The organism is Pseudomonas lundensis, from assembly GCF_015377145.2.
GTDB lineage: Bacteria > Pseudomonadota > Gammaproteobacteria > Pseudomonadales > Pseudomonadaceae > Aquipseudomonas > Aquipseudomonas lundensis.
The window spans coordinates 2,749,836-2,771,580 of record NZ_CP062158.2; the positions used below are offsets into that span (position 1 = coordinate 2,749,836).

Annotated in this window: 25 protein-coding genes; 1 reads left to right on the forward strand and 24 read right to left on the reverse strand. The window is 60.3% G+C overall.

Annotation, left to right across the window (positions count from 1 at the left end):
• Window positions 1–10: 10 nt before the first annotated feature.
• From IF654_RS12775 to IF654_RS12885, 23 genes are all read right to left on the reverse strand, one after another.
• A complete protein-coding gene (locus IF654_RS12775) occupies window positions 11–3,043 on the reverse strand; it encodes a phage tail tape measure protein (protein ID WP_194862384.1) in 3,033 nt (1,010 codons plus the stop codon).
• A gap of 148 nt (window positions 3,044–3,191) precedes the next feature.
• The gene (locus IF654_RS12780) at window positions 3,192–3,500 is read right to left on the reverse strand and encodes a phage tail assembly protein (RefSeq protein WP_047275756.1); all 309 of its coding nucleotides are present in this window, start codon (window positions 3,498–3,500) and stop codon (window positions 3,192–3,194) included.
• A gap of 11 nt (window positions 3,501–3,511) precedes the next feature.
• The gene (locus tag IF654_RS12785; protein WP_194862383.1) at window positions 3,512–4,015 is read right to left on the reverse strand and encodes a phage major tail tube protein; all 504 of its coding nucleotides are present in this window, start codon (window positions 4,013–4,015) and stop codon (window positions 3,512–3,514) included.
• 12 nt (window positions 4,016–4,027) lie between these two features.
• Window positions 4,028–5,200 (reverse strand): phage tail sheath subtilisin-like domain-containing protein, encoded by a 1,173-nt coding sequence (locus IF654_RS12790; RefSeq protein WP_194862382.1) that lies wholly within the window; start codon window positions 5,198–5,200, stop codon window positions 4,028–4,030.
• 90 nt (window positions 5,201–5,290) lie between these two features.
• Window positions 5,291–5,905 carry a phage tail assembly chaperone gene (locus tag IF654_RS12795; protein WP_194862381.1) on the reverse strand — a complete coding sequence of 205 codons (615 nt, stop codon included), beginning with the start codon at window positions 5,903–5,905 and terminating at the stop codon, window positions 5,291–5,293.
• Window positions 5,902–8,085 carry a phage tail protein gene (locus IF654_RS22965; RefSeq protein ID WP_230683701.1) on the reverse strand — a complete coding sequence of 728 codons (2,184 nt, stop codon included), beginning with the start codon at window positions 8,083–8,085 and terminating at the stop codon, window positions 5,902–5,904. The genes IF654_RS12795 and IF654_RS22965 overlap by 4 nt, the downstream gene beginning before the upstream one ends.
• Window positions 8,082–8,684, reverse strand: coding sequence for a phage tail protein I (locus IF654_RS12805; protein ID WP_194862380.1), 603 nt, complete (start codon window positions 8,682–8,684; stop codon window positions 8,082–8,084). The genes IF654_RS22965 and IF654_RS12805 overlap by 4 nt, the downstream gene beginning before the upstream one ends.
• Entirely contained in the window at window positions 8,681–9,568 is an 888-nt protein-coding gene (locus tag IF654_RS12810; RefSeq protein ID WP_194862379.1) for a baseplate assembly protein, read from the reverse strand. The genes IF654_RS12805 and IF654_RS12810 overlap by 4 nt, the downstream gene beginning before the upstream one ends.
• Complete coding sequence (locus IF654_RS12815) at window positions 9,565–9,891, reverse strand: GPW/gp25 family protein (protein WP_047275405.1); 327 nt, start codon at window positions 9,889–9,891, stop codon at window positions 9,565–9,567. Before IF654_RS12815 ends, IF654_RS12810 begins: the two co-directional genes overlap by 4 nt.
• 6 nt (window positions 9,892–9,897) lie before the next feature.
• Entirely contained in the window at window positions 9,898–10,131 is a 234-nt protein-coding gene (locus tag IF654_RS12820) for a hypothetical protein (protein ID WP_230683702.1), read from the reverse strand.
• A 163-nt stretch (window positions 10,132–10,294) separates the two neighbouring features.
• Window positions 10,295–11,305, reverse strand: coding sequence for an RHS repeat-associated core domain-containing protein (locus tag IF654_RS12825; protein ID WP_194862378.1), 1,011 nt, complete (start codon window positions 11,303–11,305; stop codon window positions 10,295–10,297).
• A 135-nt stretch (window positions 11,306–11,440) separates the two neighbouring features.
• The gene (locus IF654_RS12830) at window positions 11,441–12,004 is read right to left on the reverse strand and encodes a phage baseplate assembly protein V (protein ID WP_194862377.1); all 564 of its coding nucleotides are present in this window, start codon (window positions 12,002–12,004) and stop codon (window positions 11,441–11,443) included.
• On the reverse strand, window positions 12,001–12,510 hold the full coding sequence (locus IF654_RS12835) for a hypothetical protein (RefSeq protein ID WP_194862376.1): 510 nt from the start codon (window positions 12,508–12,510) through the stop codon (window positions 12,001–12,003). The genes IF654_RS12830 and IF654_RS12835 overlap by 4 nt, the downstream gene beginning before the upstream one ends.
• Window positions 12,503–13,168 (reverse strand): hypothetical protein, encoded by a 666-nt coding sequence (locus tag IF654_RS12840; RefSeq protein WP_194862375.1) that lies wholly within the window; start codon window positions 13,166–13,168, stop codon window positions 12,503–12,505. The genes IF654_RS12835 and IF654_RS12840 overlap by 8 nt, the downstream gene beginning before the upstream one ends.
• Window positions 13,165–13,485 carry a head-tail joining protein gene (locus IF654_RS12845; RefSeq protein WP_047275731.1) on the reverse strand — a complete coding sequence of 107 codons (321 nt, stop codon included), beginning with the start codon at window positions 13,483–13,485 and terminating at the stop codon, window positions 13,165–13,167. The genes IF654_RS12840 and IF654_RS12845 overlap by 4 nt, the downstream gene beginning before the upstream one ends.
• Window positions 13,486–13,487: 2 nt before the next feature.
• Window positions 13,488–14,483, reverse strand: coding sequence for a major capsid protein (locus IF654_RS12850; protein WP_047275729.1), 996 nt, complete (start codon window positions 14,481–14,483; stop codon window positions 13,488–13,490).
• Between the two features lie 63 nt (window positions 14,484–14,546).
• Window positions 14,547–14,891, reverse strand: a complete 345-nt coding sequence (locus tag IF654_RS12855) for a head decoration protein (RefSeq protein ID WP_047275417.1) — start codon at window positions 14,889–14,891, stop codon at window positions 14,547–14,549.
• Complete coding sequence (locus tag IF654_RS12860) at window positions 14,888–16,009, reverse strand: head maturation protease, ClpP-related (RefSeq protein ID WP_047275727.1); 1,122 nt, start codon at window positions 16,007–16,009, stop codon at window positions 14,888–14,890. The genes IF654_RS12855 and IF654_RS12860 overlap by 4 nt, the downstream gene beginning before the upstream one ends.
• Window positions 16,006–17,490, reverse strand: a complete 1,485-nt coding sequence (locus tag IF654_RS12865; RefSeq protein WP_194862374.1) for a phage portal protein — start codon at window positions 17,488–17,490, stop codon at window positions 16,006–16,008. Before IF654_RS12865 ends, IF654_RS12860 begins: the two co-directional genes overlap by 4 nt.
• Window positions 17,491–17,697, reverse strand: coding sequence for a phage head-tail joining protein (locus IF654_RS12870; RefSeq protein ID WP_194862373.1), 207 nt, complete (start codon window positions 17,695–17,697; stop codon window positions 17,491–17,493).
• 2 nt (window positions 17,698–17,699) lie between these two features.
• Window positions 17,700–19,730 carry a phage terminase large subunit family protein gene (locus tag IF654_RS12875; RefSeq protein ID WP_194862372.1) on the reverse strand — a complete coding sequence of 677 codons (2,031 nt, stop codon included), beginning with the start codon at window positions 19,728–19,730 and terminating at the stop codon, window positions 17,700–17,702.
• Entirely contained in the window at window positions 19,720–20,328 is a 609-nt protein-coding gene (locus IF654_RS12880; RefSeq protein WP_047275427.1) for a hypothetical protein, read from the reverse strand. Before IF654_RS12880 ends, IF654_RS12875 begins: the two co-directional genes overlap by 11 nt.
• Before the next feature lie 205 nt (window positions 20,329–20,533).
• Window positions 20,534–20,983: a hypothetical protein gene (locus IF654_RS12885; RefSeq protein ID WP_194862371.1), complete on the reverse strand. Its 450-nt coding sequence runs from the start codon at window positions 20,981–20,983 to the stop codon at window positions 20,534–20,536.
• Between the two features lie 39 nt (window positions 20,984–21,022).
• Here IF654_RS12885 and IF654_RS12890 point away from each other — a divergent pair, with 39 nt between their 5' ends.
• Entirely contained in the window at window positions 21,023–21,277 is a 255-nt protein-coding gene (locus tag IF654_RS12890; RefSeq protein WP_169872820.1) for a hypothetical protein, read from the forward strand.
• 86 nt (window positions 21,278–21,363) lie between these two features.
• Here IF654_RS12890 and IF654_RS12895 read toward each other — a convergent pair whose 3' ends face one another.
• On the reverse strand, window positions 21,364–21,711 hold the full coding sequence (locus tag IF654_RS12895) for a phage holin family protein (protein ID WP_194862370.1): 348 nt from the start codon (window positions 21,709–21,711) through the stop codon (window positions 21,364–21,366).
• Between the last annotated feature and the right edge of the window lie 34 nt (window positions 21,712–21,745).

Here is a 21,745-nt window from a genome sequence, read left to right on the forward strand (position 1 = left end):
CCCCTTCTGTTTAAAGATGCGGTTGGTCGTACAGATTCCGGCTCGACATCTGCTGGTTGATTTGCTCGATCTGCCGTTGCAGGTGTGGCTGTAACTCCCGAGCCAGTGCGGCCGGGTCTTTTACGTCGCCTTGCACGGTGATGGACAGAGCCGCATTGACGTCGATCTTCTGATCGATCTTCGGCGGTTCGACCTTGAGCACCGGTTCTGCTTTGGGCGGCATGGCCAGCGGCCCGGCAGGTGCCGTGGCGGCGAACGAGCGCACCACGTCGCCCATGTTCACCGCCCCGGGCAGCTCGCGTGATGCGCTGGCACCGAGTGAGCCCTCAGGCGGCAGCGACTTGGGCCGTACCAGGTCCGCGCCCGGGAAGCGCGGTTTGTTAGCAAAGTGCGGTAACAGGAACGGGTTTTTCGAGTCCGGATCGTCGGGGTCATACGACACCGGTTTGACCACCGGCGCCGGTGATGCTGTCGGCGGCGGCAACGAATCCGGGCGCACCAGGTCCGCACCGGGAAAGCGCGGCTTGTTGGCAAAGTGCGGCAACAGAAACGGGTCTTTCGAGTCCGGATCAGTCGGGTCATATGACACCGGCTTGACCACTGGAGCCAGTGGCTCGCCTGCCGCTTTGGCTTCGGGCTTAGGCGGTTCAGCGGGCTTTTCATCGTCCGACCCGAACCATGATTTACCGAGGCTGCCCCCGATGGATTCGCCGCCCATGCTGCCGAGGATGCCGCCGATCAAGCCACCGACCGCCGTGCCCAAAATTGGCACCACGGAACCGATGGCCGCACCGGCCGCAGCCCCTGCCAGCGCACCGGCCATGTTGCCCGCAGCGGCGCCGTAGCCTTCGGCCTTTTCGTCCTTGGTTTCGGCGTTCTGGTAGGTGTCGATGGCACGCATGCCGCCTTCCAGCAACGACGCCCCGGGGAGCAATTTGCCGACTTTACCCACCTTGCCGGCCAGCCCCATGACCCGGCCAAGACGCCCCGGCGGTGCTGGTGGTGGAACAGGTGGCACGGGCGGACGCGGCGGCCGAGGCCCACCACCACCACCACCACCACCACCACCCGCACGGCGGCGGCCGTTGCGATTGCCACCGCCGCGACGTCGACCGCCACGACCACCGGCACCGCCTCCACCACCGCCACCCATGGCGGCGGCGTTGACCACAAACACCTTTTGCGGCCCCGTGTCTTCGCCGCCGTCTTCGTCGTTTTTCGCTTCGCGGAACACGTCGAGCAGTTTCAGGCCGGTATCAATCGGGTCAAAGCCTTTACTCTCGCCGCCTTCCTCGCTGTCCCCGTCATCGTCCTTTTTGCCACCGAAGGCCTTCAGGCCGATCTCCGCGAGGGCCAGCACTTTGGAGCCCTTGCCGTCTTCCTTGTCGTCATCACCAGCGTTGGTGACAAAGACCTTTTGCACGCCCTTGGCATCGCGGCCGCCCATGGCGCCGCGTGCGAGGTTGAACAGGCCCTTGCCGATCTTGAACGAGCCCAGCAGCCCTTGCAGGGTCAGCGCTCCACCGGCCAACACCGTCAGCCCCATGGCCAACCCGGGCGTGCGGTCGCTGAGCGAGGTAATACCCTTGGCCACACTGGTCAGCCCTTCGGCCACGCCGTCGGTGATCGGCCGGATCGCATCGCCCACCGAGCGCATGGCGTCGTCCATCGACTGCGCCATTTCCGCCCATTTTTGCGACGAGGTTTCGCGGCGCTCCGCCAGGTTCTTGTCGAGGATGCCGCTGGCTTCGCGCGATTCGCGCTTGAGCTGGCCGTACAGCTCCTTGTTTTGCATGTAGGCCGTGAGCGCGGCCTTGACCTGCATGTCGGAAAAGATGTCGCCAGTGCGCAGGGCCTGCTCCAGTGACGCGAGCATGGCCTTGGCTTTTTCCGGATTCGATTCCTTGCTGATCTGCGCCGTGGCTTCGGCCATCTTGGCGGCGCGTTTGGGGTCGGTTTGCTCGATGTACTTCTTGGCCAGTGCCATGCTCGACTCAAGCGTCGACATGCCCTGTTGAATGCCGGTTTGCATGGAGGCTTCGTAATCGATCCCGGCCTTGCCGTAGGCATCCACGGTCTGCGATGAACTGATCTTGTCCATCCAGTTTTTCAGGTTGTTGGCCGCCTCGTCGGAGCTGCCCGCCGTTTTCATCTGCACTTGCAGCATGGCCCCCAGCTGAGTCACGGCGTCCATGCCGGTGATGCCCAGCTTGCCCATGTTGGCCAGCAGTTCGGGAAACCACTTGGCCATGTCGCTGGCCTCAAAACTGCCCGCCTGCCCTTGAAACGCGATGGCTTCCAGCGCCTGCTGCATTTCCTGGGCGCTGGTGATCTTGGCGTTCTGGCCGAGGGCGTTGATCATCTTGGCGGTTTCGCCGCCGTCCGAGCCCTGCCCTATCACGAACTTGGCCGCCACCGGCGCGTATTCCAGCGCCTTGGCCAAGTCCATACCGGCACCTACCAGCTCGTTGACCACGGTGGCCACCTCGTTACGGGCCATGCCGGTGTCACGCGAGGTGTCGATGATGGTGCGCGACATCTGCTTTTCTTCGGGGGCATTGGCGATGCCTGCCTTGATCGCGATGTCGCGGATGATGGCGTTGTAATCGGCGCTGACTTTGGTCGGCACCGCCAGTGCCGCCGCCCCCACGGCTGCCCGGCCAACCGTGCTTTTGACACTGGCCCGACCTTCGTTGATTTGTGCATGGCCCTTGGCTTTCAGATCCGCCTGCCGCGCCGTTCGGCCGAGCATTTGATAGGCCCGCTCGAGTCGCCCGACCTCGATCCCCTGCTTGCGCAAACTGTCGAGATTGGCATTGAGTTTGGTCAGCAGCGTGGACGCACCCGCCGCACCGCTGTCGTGGGCCTTTTTCCATTCGTTGCGCAGGCGGATGGTGTCACCGATCTGGCGTTGCATGACCCGGGCCTTGGCCCCGGTCGCTTCCAGCTTCTTGATCCGGCCCTCAACGTCCTTGAACGCAGAGCCCACGGAGGAGCTGACCGCACCGCCAATCACCAGCCCGAGCGCGAGTTTGTTTGCCATCTGTTCGCCCTGCCCTGTGGTTGTACGTCAGGCGGCTCAATCCGTGAGCCACCAGACCATTTCCGAAAACGGCATGGCCATGATCTCGGCGGCAGAAAAACTCGTTTCTGCCGCCAAGCGCTTGGCCAGTTGTTTCAGGGTGTGGGGGTTACAGTTCGCTTTCTTCGACCAGACGAAAATAGCCATCCTGCACGCGGCTATAGTCGACCACCTTGAGCCCTTCCAGATCGCCGGGCGGGATTTCGGTCAGGCTGGAGAACAGCTGCAATTCGCGCTTTTCAGCATCGCCGCCGGAGACCGCGCCCGCTGCCCGTACATCGCGAACGGTCGGCGCGCGCATGACCACCTTGTCGGTTTTGACATGGTTGAGTTCAGTCGGGTAACGCAGGGTGATGGTGACGCCCTCGTCAGTCAGGGTGAGCCAGGACGGGAGTTTCTTTTCAGTATTGATAGTCATGCGGGAATTCCTTAAAGGCCCAGGGCGCTGCGTTCGGCAGCCAGTTGATCGACGCCGTCAATCACGCGCACCGCGTTGACCATGTCGATTTCGTACATCGCGCGACCGTCGATCTCCAACTTGTAGTAGGTGACCGCCATGGCGTATTTCATTTCAGCTTTGTCGCCCGCCTTCCAGTCGCCCGGGTCGACTTCCTTGAGCATGCCGCGCAGGGTGGCAATCACCGGGGTGATCTGGCCCTTGAGCCCCTTGAAGGCCCCGCGAAACACCGCGTTGCAGCCGGTCTGGTCCGACAGGCCGAAGTACTTCATCATCTCGCGGCGCACCCCGGTGCTGGTCCAGCTGGCTTCCAGCTTTTCCAGCCCCATGTCCATCTCGATCTCACCGGCCATCCCGCCGCCGCGATGCGCTTCGGTTTTAACCGTGAGCTTGGGCAGGGTCAGCGACGGCACGTCACCGGCGAAGCTGACCCCGTCCACGAACAGGTTGGTGTTGCTGAGCATTTGCGGAATCATTGAACGGCCTCCTTAGGCGGCGGTGTCCAGCACTTCGGTCAACCATTGGTTGGTGACCTCCACGCGGAAAATAGGGTTCTCGGCAGGCGGCACGTCGGTGAAACGGATGTTCCAGTACACCTTGCCCTCCTCCAGCTGGCTGGCCGTGTTCAGTTCGGTGTCTGCAAACACTTCAAAGTTGATCACTGCACCCTGATTTTTCAGGTCGCGCATAAAGGCTTCGAGGCCGTCCGTGACGTCCTTGACGTAGGTCTTGGTGATCGAGCGGTCCACCGCCCATTTGTGCCCGGCCAGAATCGCGTCCATCACGATGTCGAGGGTGCGCACGCGGGTGACAAACGACCATTTCGAATCGGCCGACAGCGTGCGGTTGCCCCACAGGCGGTAGCCGCCGTCGCGGATGATGGTGGTGATGTTGGCGTTGTTGAGCAGGTTGGCGCGGCAGGTTTCGTCGCCATCCAGAAACTCAATCGGGCGTGTGGTGCCGGTGATGCCGACAAATTCCTTGTTCGACGGCGAGGCCCAGAAGCCGTACTCGGTGTCAGTCCAGGCGAACAGGCCAGCGGTAAACGCCGAGGCCGGGGCGTCGATGGTTTTGCTGGTGATCGTGTCCCACTGCTGAACGCCCGGGTCGACCATGTAAATGCGCTTGCTGCCGAACTCCTGCGCGTAGGCCAGCACCGCCTCGTCGGTGGTGTTGGGGCCGTCGACGATGGCGATGGCGCGCAACTTGCCCGCCAGTGCATCCATGGCCGTAGCCACCGCTTGCGTGGCGGAATGCTTGGGCGCGATCAACAGCCGCGGCTGGGCGTTGAAGCGGCTTTTGCCGTCGAGCAAGGCTTGCAGGCCGGTACGCTGGCCCGAGGCCAACACGCCGCCGATGATGGCTGAGGTTTGCAGCGCTTCGTCTTCCAGCTTGGCCACGCCGCACGCGACGATCACGGCCTTGGCTTTCAAGAACACCGCCTTGGCCGCACGGGTGATGGCCGAGTCTTCACCAAACGCGGCGATGGCTTCGCGCTCGCTGGTCAGCAGTACCAGGTCATTGGGTTTGGCCGATGCGGCCGGGCTGACGGTGTAGGTGTCGCATAGTCCGATGATCGAGGTCGACGGCAGCGCAATGGTGCGCGCGCCGGTGTCGACCAGCGTTACGGTAACGCCGTGAAAACGGCTGGCTGTGCTCATACAGGTACTCTCCAGAAACAACAAAGCCCCGCAGGGCGGGGCTTGTGTGGGTCAAACGGTGGATACAAAAACGCCCCGGGGTGCGGGGCGTCAGGCAAGGTAGTCAGCCAACCAGTCCGGCTCGACCGGGCGCCGGGTGGCGTCCGGAAACGCCTCGGATTCGGGCCAGTCGCGCAGGTCCATGCGAAAGCCTTGCAACGCCCGGTATTGATCAGCGCCAAGGGTGGTCGGCCGACCGGCTTCGGTTTCATCCCGATGGCGAACGATCAGCGTGTCGGTGCTCAGCAGCAGCCGGTCACGCCATTGGCGCTGTCCGGCGGCTTGCTGGGCAAGGCTGGGTGGCGGCCGGTCAACCAGACACGGCACACCGTTCTCGTCCAGGGCCACGACCTTGCCTGCCGCCGACGCGTGGGACAGTTCCAGGTACAACGCCTCGCTCAGTTCCAGCAGCTCGTGCTCAGGCGGCAGTTTACAGCCCGGGTTGGGCACGCTGATCAAGGGCGGTATGGCGTCCGGATCGAGCATTTCAATGTTCGGCGCCGACGCACTGAGGTTGTCGGCATCTGGTGACCAGTCCGGGTCCGGCACATACACCACAGGCGGCGTCCACTCGGGATCAACCACGTCGATGCGACGTGGACCAAACACCGAATCACAGTAGAAATTCAACTGCGTGCGGTGCAGGTAATAGGTGTCAGTCTTCAATTTCCCCACGCCTCCCAATAACACGGCCCTACGCCGTCGTTGCCGTTAACCAGTGTGAACCCTTGGCGGGTCACGTCTTTGACGCCGTAGTTACCCACCGCGCTGGGCTTCATCTCGGCCTGTTGTATGAAGTGGACACCGAACACCGCGTTCGGGAAGGTCATCGGCAGCGGCACCGCCACGGCCGAATCCTGCCCGACACTGTTGGTCACCCCCCACATACGCATCAGCCCGGTATCAGGGCAGCGCCACCAGCCCGTGGCGCCCATGCTGCCGGTACTCTTAGGGGCATTGCCCGAGTGCCACACGGTGTAGGCATTGGCGCCCATCGAGAGCCCGCCGACCTTGAACTGGTTGTCCGTGTCCAAGCCAAAGTAGGCCCCGAAAATCCCTTTGCGGTGAAACAGCATCACCGCCGAGGCCGCGCTGTTGGCCTCGTTATGCACTTCCAGCGAGCCGGTTTCGCTGGTCATGGACGCGATATACGGCGAATTCCCAGAACCGCAATGCAGGTTCGATCCGCTGGCCAACGACTGGTTGACCTTGAGGTACTGCGCAGGCGGGTACTTGGACACGTCCCACAACGCGCCGCGCCCGTTGAACACGTCGCCGGTGGCAAAGTCGGCCGAAAAGATCTCTTTCGACTCACTGCCGTAATAGCCGATGTAGCGCAGACGCTGTCGGTAGACGTTCAGCGAGCCGACGCCCTCTTCAGATTTGAAGCTCATCGAAGGGCTGCTGGTGGTCAGGCCCGCAAGGGTCAGCGGGCCGGTCATGGTGTCGCCGGTGTTGCGCACGCGCTTGGCCAGTTCTTCGTTGATGGCCGTGGCGAAGTTCGGGTTATTGCCCAGCGCGGCCGCCAGTTCGTTGAGCGTGTTCAGCGCTTCCGGGGAGGAACCCACCAGCGCGGTAATCGCGTTCTCGACCAGCTGGGCCGTCTGGGTTTTGGTGTAGGCGTCCCCGATGCGGTAGCCCGCCAGCGTGGTCGCGTTGTCGGCCTTGGTCGCCAGTGCGGCCGTGACCGCTGCCGCGTCCGCTTTGGACGCCGGGTTGAAATTGCCGGTGTTCCAGAACGTCGACGGCGGATAGGTGACCACGTCCCACAAGGCGCCGCGCGCGTTGGCCACGTTCCCGCTGTTGAAGTCCAGCGAGAACAGTTGTTTGGATTGCGACCCGTAATAGCCGATGTAGCGCAACACACCTTTGTTGAGGCTGAACCCGCCAATACCGGAGGCATCGCGAAAGCTGAGCGAGGGCGATACATCGGTGCCATTGCCGAGGGTCAGGCCCCCGGACATCTCATCGCCTTCGCGGGACACTTTGCGCGACAAGGCATTGATGATGGTGTTGGCAAAGTTTGGATCACCGCCCAAGGCGTCGGCCAGTTCTTTCAAGGTGTCCAGCGCACCCGGCGCGCCGCTGATCAGCGAGGCAACCAGCGCCTGAACGAAAGCCGTGTTGGCCAACTGCTGACTGTTGCTGGTCAGCGGCGCCGTGGGTGCTTTCGGGGTGCCGGTCAGCACCGGGCTGTCGAGCGGCGCTTTCACCTGCAGCAAGTCATTGACTTGCGTTTTGGTGTAAGCGTCCTTGATTCCGTTATCGGCCAGTGTCTCGGGATTGCTGCCCTCGACCACCACGCCGCGTTTGTCGATCAGCACCTTGGTGTAACTGCCGGGCTTGCGCGTCGGCGGCAACACTTCAATGATGCGGTCGTCCACGTACTGCCGGGTCGCCAGTACCACGCTCGGGTCGATCTTGAGCGTGACGTTGGCGGCGCTGCTGACGATGAAGTTAATGCGCACCACTTGGGTCTTGCCGGAGCCTTGTGCCAGCTCCGGTTTAAAGCTGGGCGCACAGTTGGCCACCGCCACCAGATCGCCGTCCGCGTCGTACAGGCCGATTTCACGAATCCACCAGCCGCCGACGTTTTCCGGGATCACCTGCTCGGCAATGATCACGTTGGTGTTTTTCGGGTCGATCTTGACCTGATTCAGCGGCGCGCGGCGGCGCTCGTTGATCAGCTTGGTTTGCGCCCGGTTGGGCTGCGGGTCGGCACCGTTGGCATCGCCCACGCCCATCTGAGAGAACGTCCACGGGATGTTCATCGCGTCGGCGTTGGCCTGCTTGGCCTCGCCCACGGCCGTGAGGATCGCCATGAACTGGCTGCTTTGATCAATCATGAGTACACGTCCAGGTATTCGGTTTGATGTTCCCGGCCAGCCGGGCCGTAATGCCCCGTGACCTCGATGTCGTGCGGCGCCGGTGGGTACACGTCGATCACCTCGCCCTCGTACAGGCAGGAAAAGACGTTGAGCTGGCCGGTGCTTTCAAGGCTGATCACCAGTTCGGTCAGCGTGCGGCTGAGCGGTTTGGCGTCATCGATCAGGGCTGTCAGCTCGCGGTACATTTCCTCGGTGATGCCGGTGTCCAGCACCCCGACCTTGAGCCCGAACGTGCCCGGCACGCCAAGCGGTACGGTCTGCCACCACTCGATCACTTCCAGCAGATAGCCCAGCGGCTCCACCACCCGGCGCAGCGCACCGATGGTGCCCTTGTGGGCATGGATGAAGAACGCCGACTCAATGGCGGCGCGCTTGACTTGCTCGCTCCAGCGGTTGTCCCAGCGGTCCACCGACCACGCCCACGCCAACTGGTGCAGCAAGTGCGCCGGGCAGGTTTTCGCGTTGTACAGGGTGCGAATCGGAATCGCCGGGTCGTGATCAATCGCCGCTTCGATGGCCCGCTCTAACTGAGTGCTGTTGAGCGGAAGCAGACTCATCCGGCACCGCCTTGGGTCACGCTGTAGCCGGTGCAAAAGGCGGCTTGGTGCGTGGCCCGGGGGATGTCGACCCAGCCGGGTAAGTCCACGCGGCTGACGCCGGTGATGTGCAGTTGCGCATCAATGGCCGAGCGGGCGATTTCCACGCCAAGGCGCCGACGCGGGTTGATCCAGGCCGCGAGGCGCCGGGTGGCTTCGTCCAGAATCGCTTCGTTTTCCGAGCCGGTCCCGGCCATGTGCAGCACCGCGTCAATACGGTATTCCTGCACCTCGGCGCTTTGCACCGTGACCCGATCCCCGACCGGGCGTATGTCTTCATCACTGAGGTGAGCCAGCACCTTGTCCAGCAACGGCTGGTCGGCCACGCCGTTGCCCTCCAGATGCAACACGGTGACCACCACGTGGGCCGGGCTCGGGCTTTCGGCCTGCGCGTCAGCCACCAGCGCCGAGGCGTTGCGCGCGTGCAGGATGTAGCTGTTGCGCGGCCCGGCCGTGGTCAGGCCCTCGTACACCAGTTGGATACGCTCGCGTAATGCGTCGTCCAGTTCCATCACCTGCGGCACCGGTGGCACGCTTTGCAGATCTGCTTCCTGAATCACCAACCGTTTAAGCCGCACGTTGGCGGCGAGGTGATCGAGGTCGGTGCGCTGGGCGTAGGCCAACAGCAGTGACTTGGACGCGTCGTTGATCCGCGCCCGGATCTGCAGCCGCCGATATGCGCCCAGCTCCAGCAGCTTGACCACCGGATCGCTCTCCAACGCCGCGTTCCAGTTGTCGCCCATATAGCTGCGAAACACCGCCAGCTCTTCCTGATAGGCGTCCTCAAAGTCCAGCGACTCCAGCACCTCCGGGGTCGGCAATGCCGACAGGTCCACGGTACTCATGCGCTCACCTCCATTGCTACGCCCTCGCCCCGGTACAGGCCCTTGAGTTCAAAAGTGATCACGCCATCGAGCACCGCCGACACCCGCACCGACTGCAACTTGAAACGCGGCTCCCACAGGTTCAACGCGTGGGCGACCTCGGCCTGTACCGCGCTTTTCCAGCCCGCGTTGATCGGCATGTCGACGAACCGGCGCAACTGGCAGCCATAGGCTGGGCGCATGCGCCGACTGCCCACCGGGGTGGTGAGGATGTCGGCAATGGATTGGCGCAAATGCTCGACGCCGGAAAGGGCCGCGCCGGTGTGGCGATCCATTCCGATCATCGCGGGTTACTCCGTCAGGCGTTCAAAATCCGGGTGGCTGTTGAGGTACTGAAACTGCTGATCGTCGACCGCCGTGGCACGGCCTTTGGCGACCGGAAGCGTGGCGCCGCCGGGCAAGATCAGGGTGCGGGAAGTGTAGACCTTGTCGCGGAAGGTGCGGACGGGGTCTGTGTCAGGGGTGGTTTTTTGCAGATCCAGTGCTGCATCGATAGCGGTTTTTTCGTCAGATGTCTTGGCCATGCGTTTCTCCAGGTATTAAAAAGCCCGCACGGGCGGGCTGTTTGAGACCTCTAATGTGTATGTTATTTGCAATCGATATAACTTAAAACACTCTTTAAATACAGTTAAACAACCACAATACAAAACAACTCAAAATATCGTTACTCTTGGCCTAAAGCCAAAGCTAATTGTCCATTCTTATACGGAAAGCCTTACGCCTGGCAAGACTCGACTGCCCTGCATGATCCTGACCAGGGATAACATGCTGAACACTCTTGAATATTTTCATCTTTCGCCTCGCCCTAATTCCCTGCATTACCTTTAAATGTTTAACTCCAACAATAGCATCTCTCGGCAAAATACCTGTTACATTCCCTTTCGCTGCATTCTCAAAAACGGTCAACAGCCTTTCATGCCCCTTGTCAGCAAAGAGCGTCTGTGCCGGAGTTACAAATTCATCCACTGTCTTTTTTAACACTTTCGACGTTGCTGAAAAACTAGCCAAGTCTCGGCCATCAAGGTGAGACAGTATAGTTTCAGTGACATGAGGTGCACCTTCTACCTTACTGAAGAGCCCGAGAAGCGTGGCCACCTCTGGAGACGCGACAGCTCGTGTTCTAGCAACGGTATTAAAAATTCTTTTGCTGGCTATGGCATCTCTAATCACCCTCCAAAACTGACTGAAATGTGCATCGGGATCCGCATTATTGACAGGATCATCCTCGCAAAATGAATACGAATTAATGCCACCCTTACCGAAGGGACTTAAATTATCCGGGCTATTGAATCGCATCAAAACAGGATTATACGCTCTGTATCCCTGACCTAATAAATAATGACCGGTCACAAGGTCCGCTCGCTCACCGTTGAACCCGAGTAAACCTGTTATCCCTCCGCAACTCCCAGCGACCCGATAACCATAGGGAGTATAACTCCAGGCCTGACTTTCAAAAGCGCTAATACTTTTCAATATTGACGACTTTAGATCCAGTGCATGCAATGTAGCTTCAGAACCTATCGGAATTTCAGCTAGCGGCGTGCGCTCATGGCAAAAAAAAACTATTGCCTTGCTGCTATTCAGTTCTGTTGCAATGCGATCAGCATTATAAAAAAGCTGGGTTGAGTTATCACTAATCAAACGATCTAATGGATCATAACGATAGCCGTTGCTGATAGTCTTGATTGGTTTGGACATTTTAGTGCTCACGACAGTTACTTTACATCTACCATTTTCTTCTGACTTATTGATTGCGAATAGCTAGCAGATTCGATAGGTAAAGGAATTGTACGCAAGCAGCTATTCAAAATATGAATTCCCCTCCAACTTCAGTCAGTGCTTATGGTTCGGCGTATTGCCTCCGGCATCGATAATTTTGCCAAGGCCGTTGATGTCGCCTGTCACCTCCAGCGTGCCGTCGATCTTGACGGACCCGATCAAGTCGATGGCACCGGCTGTGACCGTAACGGCGCTTTCAGTGACCACCGCCGAACTGCCACCCACCGCAATGGTCACGGTGCCGCTGGGCAAGGTGATGGTGTAGCTTTTGGCTTGCCAGTCGTAGACCAGCGAACCGCCATCATCAAACCGCCACACTTCAACGTGGTCGCGGTTGTCCGGTGGCGCGCCTGCATCGCCATAAAGCCCCGGCACAAAGGTGCCCATGCCTGCCTGTCCGCTGGGGTTAAACAGCACGCCCTGCTCACCTAAACTCGGCGCGCGCCAGTGCCGTGCCTTGCCCGCGGCCACGCTGTGCCAGCGCACCCAGGCGCTGGTCCAGTCGCCGGTGGATACGCGGCAGGCGGGTGGTGACGCTGCCAAGTCCACCGCGACCACGTAGCAGGGGATCAACAGGGCCGCGATCATGCGGTCGTGTTCAGCACTGGCGTAGCTCATGGCAGATCCTCGGGGGCGACGTGGTCTTCGTCGTTGACGCTGATCAGCAGCGTTCCCGGCGGTTCATCGGGCCATGGCCATTCTTGTTCCCCGAGATAAACGGTCTGCGTCCACTCGACCAGCCATACGGTGTAGCCGTCCAGTTCCGGGCGCGTCCAATCCTGGCTCGACCGCTGAAACTCGGCCGGTTCAACCGGCAAACCCCACGACTGGGCGCGTAACAGCACCGCCAGTTGGGTGGCCAGGTGCACGGCTTGCGGGTAATGATCGGCGCGGATCACGTCGACAATCACCCGTGCTTCAAAAGTGAGGGTCAGGGTGGTTTCACCGGTGCCGATATCGGTGCCCGGCTCGATTTCGGCGATGTCGAGAAACACCGCCGGGAGCGGGATGTGTTGCTGGATGTCCGGCCAGAAGCTGACCAGTTGCACACCCGGCAAGTGTTGCTGGAGGTGCTGCTCGATGGTCTGATACAGCAGGTCGAGGCTAAACGGCGGCTCAGGCACGGCGCGTCCCCTTTAAGTATTTTTGCAGTTCGAAGTTCATTTCTTGTTTGAGGACGTGCATCAAGCGTTCGTCGGCCTTGCGGCTCCAGGCGTCGAAGTGAGGGCGCACGGCGTCCAGTGAGATTTTGGCTTTGGCCAACGGGAAGCGGTCACTGTTTTCACCTACAAAACCTGAACTGCCCCCGGTACGGGATGAGACCTCGCTATCAGGATAATCGGCCGGGTTGAAGTGCTTGCTCGCGGTACGAATCCACACGTCAGCCTGATTGCCATACACCTTCTTATAGAAGGCGCCCTGATACCGCCGCCCCGCCACCGACACGCCCGCCTTGGTCTGACGGGCACGCCCTGCCCGGCTGGCTTCCAGCGGGTTGATGCCGAACCACAATTTGCCGCGCATTGCACCGCCTTTCACCGGGTAAGTGAGCAAACGCTGCCGCACAGCTCTCACTGCAATTTTTTCTTGCTTACCTACATTACTGGCGATTTTTCCACGCAACCAACCGAGCGTTTTGTTGATCGCACGTCGCTGAGCTTTGGCAGCCGCCTTGGGCACCAGGATGGCCAAGTCTGCAAACGCTTTCAGATCCTCAGCCGAGGCCTGGATATGGAGCATGCCGCTGTTCTTTTTGACTTCGCTGAAACTGCCGATGCTCATGCACGTTTCCTCAAGATCAGCGACACCAGCCCGTCGCCGCTGGGCTCCAGTTGCAACAGGTCGTAATCGCCGCCACCGTCCAGCGCAGGCAGGTCGATGGTGACTTTCAACCCTTTGCTCAGCCCGTCGGAGTCCGCCACCCGCACCACAAAGTGCGGCTCACGAATGGCCGTGTTCAGACGCCCGATCTGCGGCTGTTTCCACGGTGCCGAGAACATGCCCAACACCGGCTCGGCGCGGCCTTCGATGTGACCGGTGTCGGCCAACACGTCGAAGATCACGCTGTCGATGTCGGCCACAAGATCGCGGATGCCCACGCTTACAGCTCCAGCAGGATCTGCGCGCGCGGTCGGGTGCAGATGTGCAGCGGGTTGGACTGCGCTTCGCCGGCCATGCCTTTGTTGAAGGGCATCGGCTCGATCTTGCTGTAGTACGGGATGCCCTGGGTGTTGACCGTTTCCATGTAATCGGCCGGGGCGAAGGCCGAGATGTACAGATCGGGCACGCCTTCGGGAACGAGCAGGGCTTTGTCGTCGTGGACGAACGCCACGCTCGCGATCTTGCCGCGATAGCGCTCCCAGACAATGCCGCCGAACTCGAAGCTCTCACGGGCATCACCGCGCAACGCTGCGGCCTGTGCCGAGCTGACGTAGGTCTCTTTGATTGCCTTGAGGCCCATCATTTTGTTCCAGAAGTGCTTGCCGCAGAACGCGCGGGAACCGGTGCTGGTGACACTGCCCAGCGCATCTTCTTGCAGGTCCAGGGCTTCACCGCATTTAACGCGGAAGTCAGTGTCGGCAACGTTCAGCCCCATTGACATTTTTTGCCGTTCAACGCCGAAGCTTTTGTACAGGTCGAGCAGCACCGTCTTGCCGTCCGCGTCGAGGATCTGGCCATTCAAGGCACCGGCTCGCTGGAATTCGTGAGTCACGTCCAACTGACGACGCGCTTTCAACAGTCGCGCATTGACCACGTCCTGCACGGCCTGCAATTCGCTGCGGGTACCGAAGGCGCGGATGCCCTGAATCTCATCGGCCTTGATGGTGAAGCGTTCCGGCAGGTGCACGGTGTTGAACGGGATCAGCGTGCGTTTGCTGGCCCCGACGATCAGGCCCGAGGTGCCGCGCTCACCGGCGGGCACCAGGGCCAGCGTGTCGCCGTCCTTTTCGATCTGTACGGTCAGGGTGGTGATGCCCTCTTCCTGAAACAGACCAAGGCTGCTCAGGCGGCCGGGCTGGTACGGTTGTTCGTTGATGGCAGCGGTCAGCGACGAAACAGAAAACGCATCGTCTTCAAAGATAGCGATGTCGGCCATGGGGGACTCTCCAGAATGTAAAAACCCCGCTCGATGGCGGGGTGCAGTAAAGAGATGGTCGGCTTAGCGCACGATCACAAAGTGTTCAGCCAGCGACTTTTCGCCCTCAGGGTCGAGGCCGGTCAGGTGCGCTTCGCTGACTTCGGCCAAGCGCACCACCGCACGGCCACGGCGCACGATGTCCGACTCGCCCAGCGGGCCGTAGAGGATGGCAACGGCGGTCTGGCTGCCGTCTTCAGCGGTCGGCACGTACGGCGCGAACTCACCCGAGGCAGTGACCAGACCCAGCACTTGGCCGGGGTTCAGGGCCGGGCCAGCGGCCACGTTGATGGCTTCGCGGGAGATGTTGCCCGCGCCTTCGGAGAGCAGGAACTCGCCCGCGTGCATCGGCTCATGTTTGATGGTCATGCTTTTACCCCTGTCTGAGCGGCGCGACGGGCCGCGTAGATCGCGTTGGTGTCAGGTTGTTTGGCCTGGGTTTTGGGTGCCGGGTCATCGTTGATCGGCAGGCTGTTGTCGATCTCAAACCCGCCGCCACTCACCAATTTGTCGAACAGGCGACCGCGCACCGCTTCGGCGGTCAGCCCGGACGCCACGAACTGCTGGGTGAACTCCGGCAGCCGCGCCGCCACGCACAGGTCGCGCACGGCTTTGGCGTTGGTGATGGCGGCGTTGACCGTGGCTTCGTCGACCAACTTGGTGGTGTTGATGATGGGTTCGATCAGGTTGCTGATCCCGGCGGCGTTGCAGCTCTGGGTGATCAACAAGGCCAATGCGGCCGAGTCAACGATGGGCGGTTTTTCGGATTCTGGTTCAGGCCCCGGTTCTAGCGGCTGTTCTGGCGGTTCCTCCAACTGAGCCAGCAAGGCTTGCGGCGCATGCTGATAACGCTGCAATGCGCCGCCCTGGCCCAGACAAGCTTTGACGGTGACGCCCTCGCCCACTTCGTCGGCCAGCCCCAAGGCCACCGCTTCACTTGCGGTGAGCCAGGTTTCGGCATTGACCAAACGCCGCAGCTCCACTTCATCGATGTTGGGCGACTTGGCCTTGTAGGCGGCGATGATGACTTCCAGCGCCTGATCCAGCGCCGTGGCGACCTTGCGCAGATCCTCGGCATCGCCTGCCGCGTAGGTCCACGGGTTGTGGATCATCAGCATCGCGTTGCTTGCGATCACCACCTTGTGCGCCCCGCACACCGCGACACTGGCCGCGCTGGCTGCCAGCGCATCAACCCGCCCGGTGCAGCGCTCGCCTAACCGCGACAGGGCGTTGTGAATGGCCAACCCGTCGAACAGGTCGCCGCCGATGCTGTTGAACGCCACCACAATCGGTGACACGCCGTCGTCCATCGCTGCCAGATCGCGCACAAACTGGTTGGCGGTGATGCCCCAGGTGCCGATCTCGCCATAGACGTAGACCTCAATGCTGCGGGCTTCGGCCTCGCCGCTGGCCTTGAGGCTGTACCAGTGTTTGTCCTGCGGCAACGGCAGGTCACCCGCCTTGTTGAAAATGCGTAGCCTGTTCATGGCGTCTCCTTGTCGGCCGGTTCGGTGGGCAGCTCGACGAGCGTTTTGTAATTGAGGCCCAGCTCGCGGGCGCGTTTTTGGTCAGCGGCGTTTTCTTCGTCGACGGTTTCGGCGTCGTAGCCCTGACGCAGGACCATTTCGCTGCGGGAGTTGAAGCCCGCGTTGACTTCCATCATTCGCGCCTGAATGTCTTGCACCGGCTGGATGTAGGCCCAGCCTTGCGGCACCCAACGGGTGCGCAGGTATTCACGGCGCCGTTGCGCATAGTCGACCAGTGTCAGGCGACCGGCGAGCACGGCCATGTCCAGCCACGCGGCGCGCACCGGGCGGCACAGTTGGTGCACGTACACGCCAAATTGCAGTTGCTCCAGACGGCGCCGGAACTCGTTGAGCACCACCCGTAACGCCCGGTCGTTAACCTCGCGCATGTCGCCGGTGAGGATTTCGTACGGCGTGCCGGTCCCGGCCGCAGCGGCCATCAGTTGTTGGCGCATAAAGTCCGGGTAGTTGTTACCCGCATCCGGCGGTTTGGAGAACTCCACCTCTTCGCCCGGCCCCAGTTCCTGCATGGTGCCCGGTTCCAGCGCGACCATCGGGGTGAAGCCGTCGCGGTCTTCGTTAAACGGCTTGCCGGTCGTCGGGTCTAGCGCGAGTTGCATGCTCTCCGGCGGCGGCTTGGAGATAAACCCGGCAAACAGGTTGGCCACCTCTTGGCGAAACAACACCGCGTCGTCGTAGTTGTCCAGGCTGCGCAGGCGTTTAAGCACCGGGGCCAAACGCGGCACACCGCGCAACTGGCCGGGTTCTACAGGTTCAAAGATGTGCAGCACTTGTTCCGCCGGAACCCGCACCAGTTGGTTGTAACCGGCGTTGAGCGACGACGCATCACGCGGGTGGACGCGGTACATGTGATAGGCCACGCGCTGGTGGGCCGGGTTGAACTCGATCCCGGCGCGGATGCTATTGCCGTTTTTGCACGGTTCGAATTTGTCGTGTGGCACAAATTCCGGGGCCAGTACCTGGAGCTGCAACGGCACGGCCAGATCCTCGTCCAGACCGCGAGGCCGCAGGCGCACAAAGCATTCACCGGCCGTTTCCACGGTGCGGGCGATTAACGCCTGCTGGCCGTAGAAGTCGGTCAGGCCATCGGCGTCCGACTCGTCGACCCAGTCATCCCACAGGTCTTGCTGCAACTTGCGCAGGGCATCGTCTTCGGTTTTGGGACGCGGGGTGATACCGGTACCGATCAGGTTGCTGACGCGCTTGTCGATGACGTTGAACGCATACGGATCGTTGCGCACCGCCGAGCGCGAACGGGCGCGCAGATTGCGCAAGGCCGGGGTATTGAGGCTGTTGATGCCGATGTCCGGCGCCTCCCAACTGGCCGAGCGCCTGCCTTCACCGGCCCCTTCGTAACTGGCTTTGATCCGCTCGGGCAACAGAAACCCGTTGCGGGTCAGGGTTGGATACTGGCGCGCCATTTAAAGCCCCTTGCCTGCGTGATACAGCCGGATCACCCGTGAGCGTGGCCCGGCGGCCGCAATCAGCGAGCTGCGGATCTCGTCGCGGGCCTTGAGCAGCTCATCGACCGTGCGGTATTCCACGGTGCGGTCGGCGTAGCGCACGGTTTTCTCGCCACGCGCGATGGCCGACTCAACGGCGTCGAGGTGCTTTTGGGTAAAGGACATAATCAGCGTCTCTTGAGGTAGCCGCTTCTACTGACACGGCGAGATGGTGCAGCAACAACCGGTTTTGGTGTGAATACGGGATGGGTGACGACCGCTTGTGGAGGTGCTGTTTGAAGCGTTACAAGTGAGCTGGCCACAGGCTGGACTGATGTTTCAGGTTCGGTGTCGTCAGCAGGCAGTGTTTTGTCTTCAAACAAATGGTGCTGCATCAACGATTGCCGCACCTTCTCCCAGTCGTTCTCGTGATAACGATGCAGACCGAGGTATTCGGCCATTGCCAGTGCATACACCATCAAGTCGAGCGCTTCGTTGCGCTCGGCCTTGCTCTTGGTCCACTCGACCCGACGCTTGCCTTTGACGTACCGGGCGACTTTGCGCTCGGCGACGCATTGAGCAAAGAAGTCGTCCGGCAGGTCTTTTGCGAAGTGCAAAGCACCGGGGCCGGACTCCAACGGGTATCGGTTATAAATCCAGTCCTTGGCGGTGTCGGTACCGATCATCCACAGCTCAGCACCGTTCTTCTCGATGTTGCCGCGCCAGTTCACATCCACCCGCGAAGGTCGCTGGGCGATGATGTTTTTGCTGGAGTGGCTGTCGCCCTTCACCGCAAATACGTTGCGCCAACGGCGAATCCGGCAAAACTGATATACCTCGTGGGTGTGGTGTCCGCCAGAGTCGACGGCTGTTGCGAGAATGCCTAAACCCACACCACTTGCATGCCGGTAGCGCACTTTGAGTTTGTCATCGAGCACTTCCCAGGTTCGGGAATCGCACGGGTCGCCCATGATCACCTGGTGGTCGATCACCCAACGCTCCATCCCCATCCCCCAGCCAATGACGATGAACTCAAGGCGGTTACCTTGAACGTCCACCGCTGCGGTGAGCATCAGCGCACCTATAGGGACTGTGCCCAACACATAATTTTCGGCTCGCGCCCTTGCCTGTAAGACCTCCGCTTTGGTCTGCTCCATTGCGTTGTCCCAAGGCAGTGCAAGTTTTGTGTTGTAGAACACCTGCATCGTTGCTTGGTCACCCTGCTTTTGCATGACCAAGGCATCATCAAAGTCCTTGGCCAGAGACGCCCAACTCGTCCAGCCCAGTGGCGCGTACAAGGCGTTGAGATGAAAACCGATAGTTTCCCCATCACCCTGCGCGTGAGCACGCCACTCGCCTTTGGAGAGCATCGTGGCCTTAGCGTGTTCATCAATCATTGCGCCGCATTCAGGGCCACTGCACAGGTATTGCACTAGGCGGTAATTTTCATCCCACTTGAGGTTGGTCCACTCCAGCACTTGCATGTGGCCGCAATGCGGGCATGGCACGTAGTAGTGACGCTGGTCACTCATCTTGAACAGATCGGCAATGCGCGACGCCCCCTTGATCGTGGGGGAACTGGAGAAGTAAAACTTGGCATTGCGGCCAAACGTGGACGCTCGCGCCTCGGCCAGCTTTACCGGATCGCCCTCGTTATCAATGTCCATCTCCCAGCGATCCACCTCATCGCCATACACATAGCGCACGGATTTTTCCGCAAGGTTGGAGGATGAACCCGCCGTCGCAATGAACAGGCGGCCACCTTCAAACTGTTTGTTCTCCCACGTGTTGGTGCCTTTGCGCGAACGCGGTACGACAACTCGCTCACGCAATTCAGGAACGGCTTCGACGGCTTGGTCAACGCGGCCTGCAACGCTTTGGGCCAGCTTCTGCGTGGGCTCCAACAGCAGGATATTGGCCGGTGCCATGTGGATACAGCCGCCGATCCAGTTCAGCGCGATCTGAGTTTTCATCAACTGCGAGGCCACCATTGTGACGACTCGCTTGCAAGGGTGTGCCGGCGAAAGGCAACGCATCGGCTCACGCGCATAAGGGGTGCGTTCAGTACGATATGGGCCAGGCTCAGCAGCGCCAGAGCTTTGAGGGATTCGCATATAGCGATCAGCCCACTCATCGACCCACAGCTCGGGCTCTGGGCGCAGGCCACGAAAGTAGCCCGCGCGGTAGACCTCTTCGCCTCCCCGTTGATTACTGAGCATGGTTGTCCTTCTTGATTGACAGTGAGTGCCGAAGGTCGGCCGTTGACATGCGCTCGGCGTCCTCAAGTGCTCGACGGATCGAGGCCATAAGGTGTTTTTCAATACCCCAGGCATCGGTCATTGCCGCCAGCTCAGGCGCGATCTGCGTGGGTACAGCCAACAACAAGTCCCGCAGAAGCCGTCCCGTGGTGTAAGCCGCCTCATCGACGGCAGCCATCTCCACCAACGTGCCCTGATTTTTGTAGAAGTCCGCCTCGACGGTCATGGCGTTGAAGTGCTCGCGACGAGCGCGAGCCTTGTGGAAGTCAGGGCGCAGACCACCCGTTTCAGATAAGTCACCCGGCGCAGCCTGTAAAAACGCCGCCGGGCCTACTGGATCAGCCGAGGGGTGACCTTTGCTGGCTCGCTCTTGCTCATGCCGGACAGAAACGTTGACTTTGCTGGGATCACTCGTTTTATCGATCAAGGCATTTGTTGCTGCCACATCCACAAGCCCTTCAGGGGACAACACCAAACGCCCTTGTTTAGCGAGCTTGGACACCCATGCCTTGGACCAATTACGACTCGCGGCATAGGCCGACTTGGTTAGAAATTCCATAATTGAACTACCAGTTAACCCAATGAATACAGGCAGTTAACTGTTAACCGCAGTTAACTAAGTTTGAAGGCCAGCCAGTTATGCTTTCCCGCGGGTTTCCTGCCCCGTACCCGTGGAAAATGCCCAGGGTCCCCGGCAGGATTTGAACACGGGGGGATTATTACGAGCGATCCGATGGGGTGGTAACGTCACAAACGCCGTCGTTTTAAGCACCTATCAGCAACGCGACTGCTACACAGCCGCTTGATAGAACACCAACAGCCATGCCAACCGAGAACGGCCAAGCAGGTGCAGGATTAGTCTTGAACTCAGCGAGCCGGGCGGGGGCTGGCAGCGCAACACATGATTCAACCCGATCAATTGGCTGTACGCCATAGCCCAATGTCGGCTCACGCAACAGGTCGGACTGGACAACAAAACCACGATCAGACGAACGAGCTACGATTTCTCCGTCTTTTTCCAATGCCAGCTCACACCCAAAATACTTGAAGGTGTCAGCCTCAACGCAAAGGGGTAAAGGGCGGTCAGGAAGATATACAGTCAGCGTGGACTTGCTCATTAGCTCACCTTTGCAGGTATAAGGACCTGCCAGGATGGCAAGTCGCTGGAATGGCACTACAGAGAAATGATCGGCCTCGATAACCAGGTCGGCCAAGGAATTACCCAACACTCTTAACTGGAAAGGACATTCAGAATGTTGTTAGACATCTATCGTGATCAGGGACTTGAGAAAATTCTGATCGTTGAAAAAAACAAGAGCATCAAAGATATCTCGATCACCGATGTTAATTTCCTAAAAGGCTTAAGCCATCAGCGCTCAGTCGATAGTGAACACGACAAGCTGCCAACCGGCATTGATAAGGACGACGTAGTAAAACGGATAAATGAACAGGGCTATTACGCCGGCACTTCCACGGTAACTCTTCGCGAAATAGATATTCCAAGCTAAAAGCGTATCGGAACCAAGCAACCCACCATGCTCCGTAGGCCGGCGCCTACACCTACCTACGGAGCAGTCAGCACATCATTTTGTCGTTACTGTCCACGCTCACTATCCTTTGCAGTTAGGTCACAAACACCCAACCGCTTTGCAACCCAACGCTCATAAAGCCCGATGGCCACATCCGCCCCGGCCATTGCTGTGAGGCAGCCCAGTGCCGAAGACGCCCAGAGCGAAACGCCGTTGACGTGAAGCAGCATCATGGTGGACAAGCCGCACACCACGCAGGCACCGGAGCGCAACACCAAGCGCCGCACCAGTGACCAGCCTCGCGCCCCGTCCTTGTCCGCCCGCCACATCTCACCGGACACGCCACCGATCATGGACAGCACAATCAGTAACCACAGCGGCATCTCAGCTAACGCTTGTTGTTCATTCGTCATTTAGTTGTCCGGAGGAAAAGGGTTAATCTTGAAA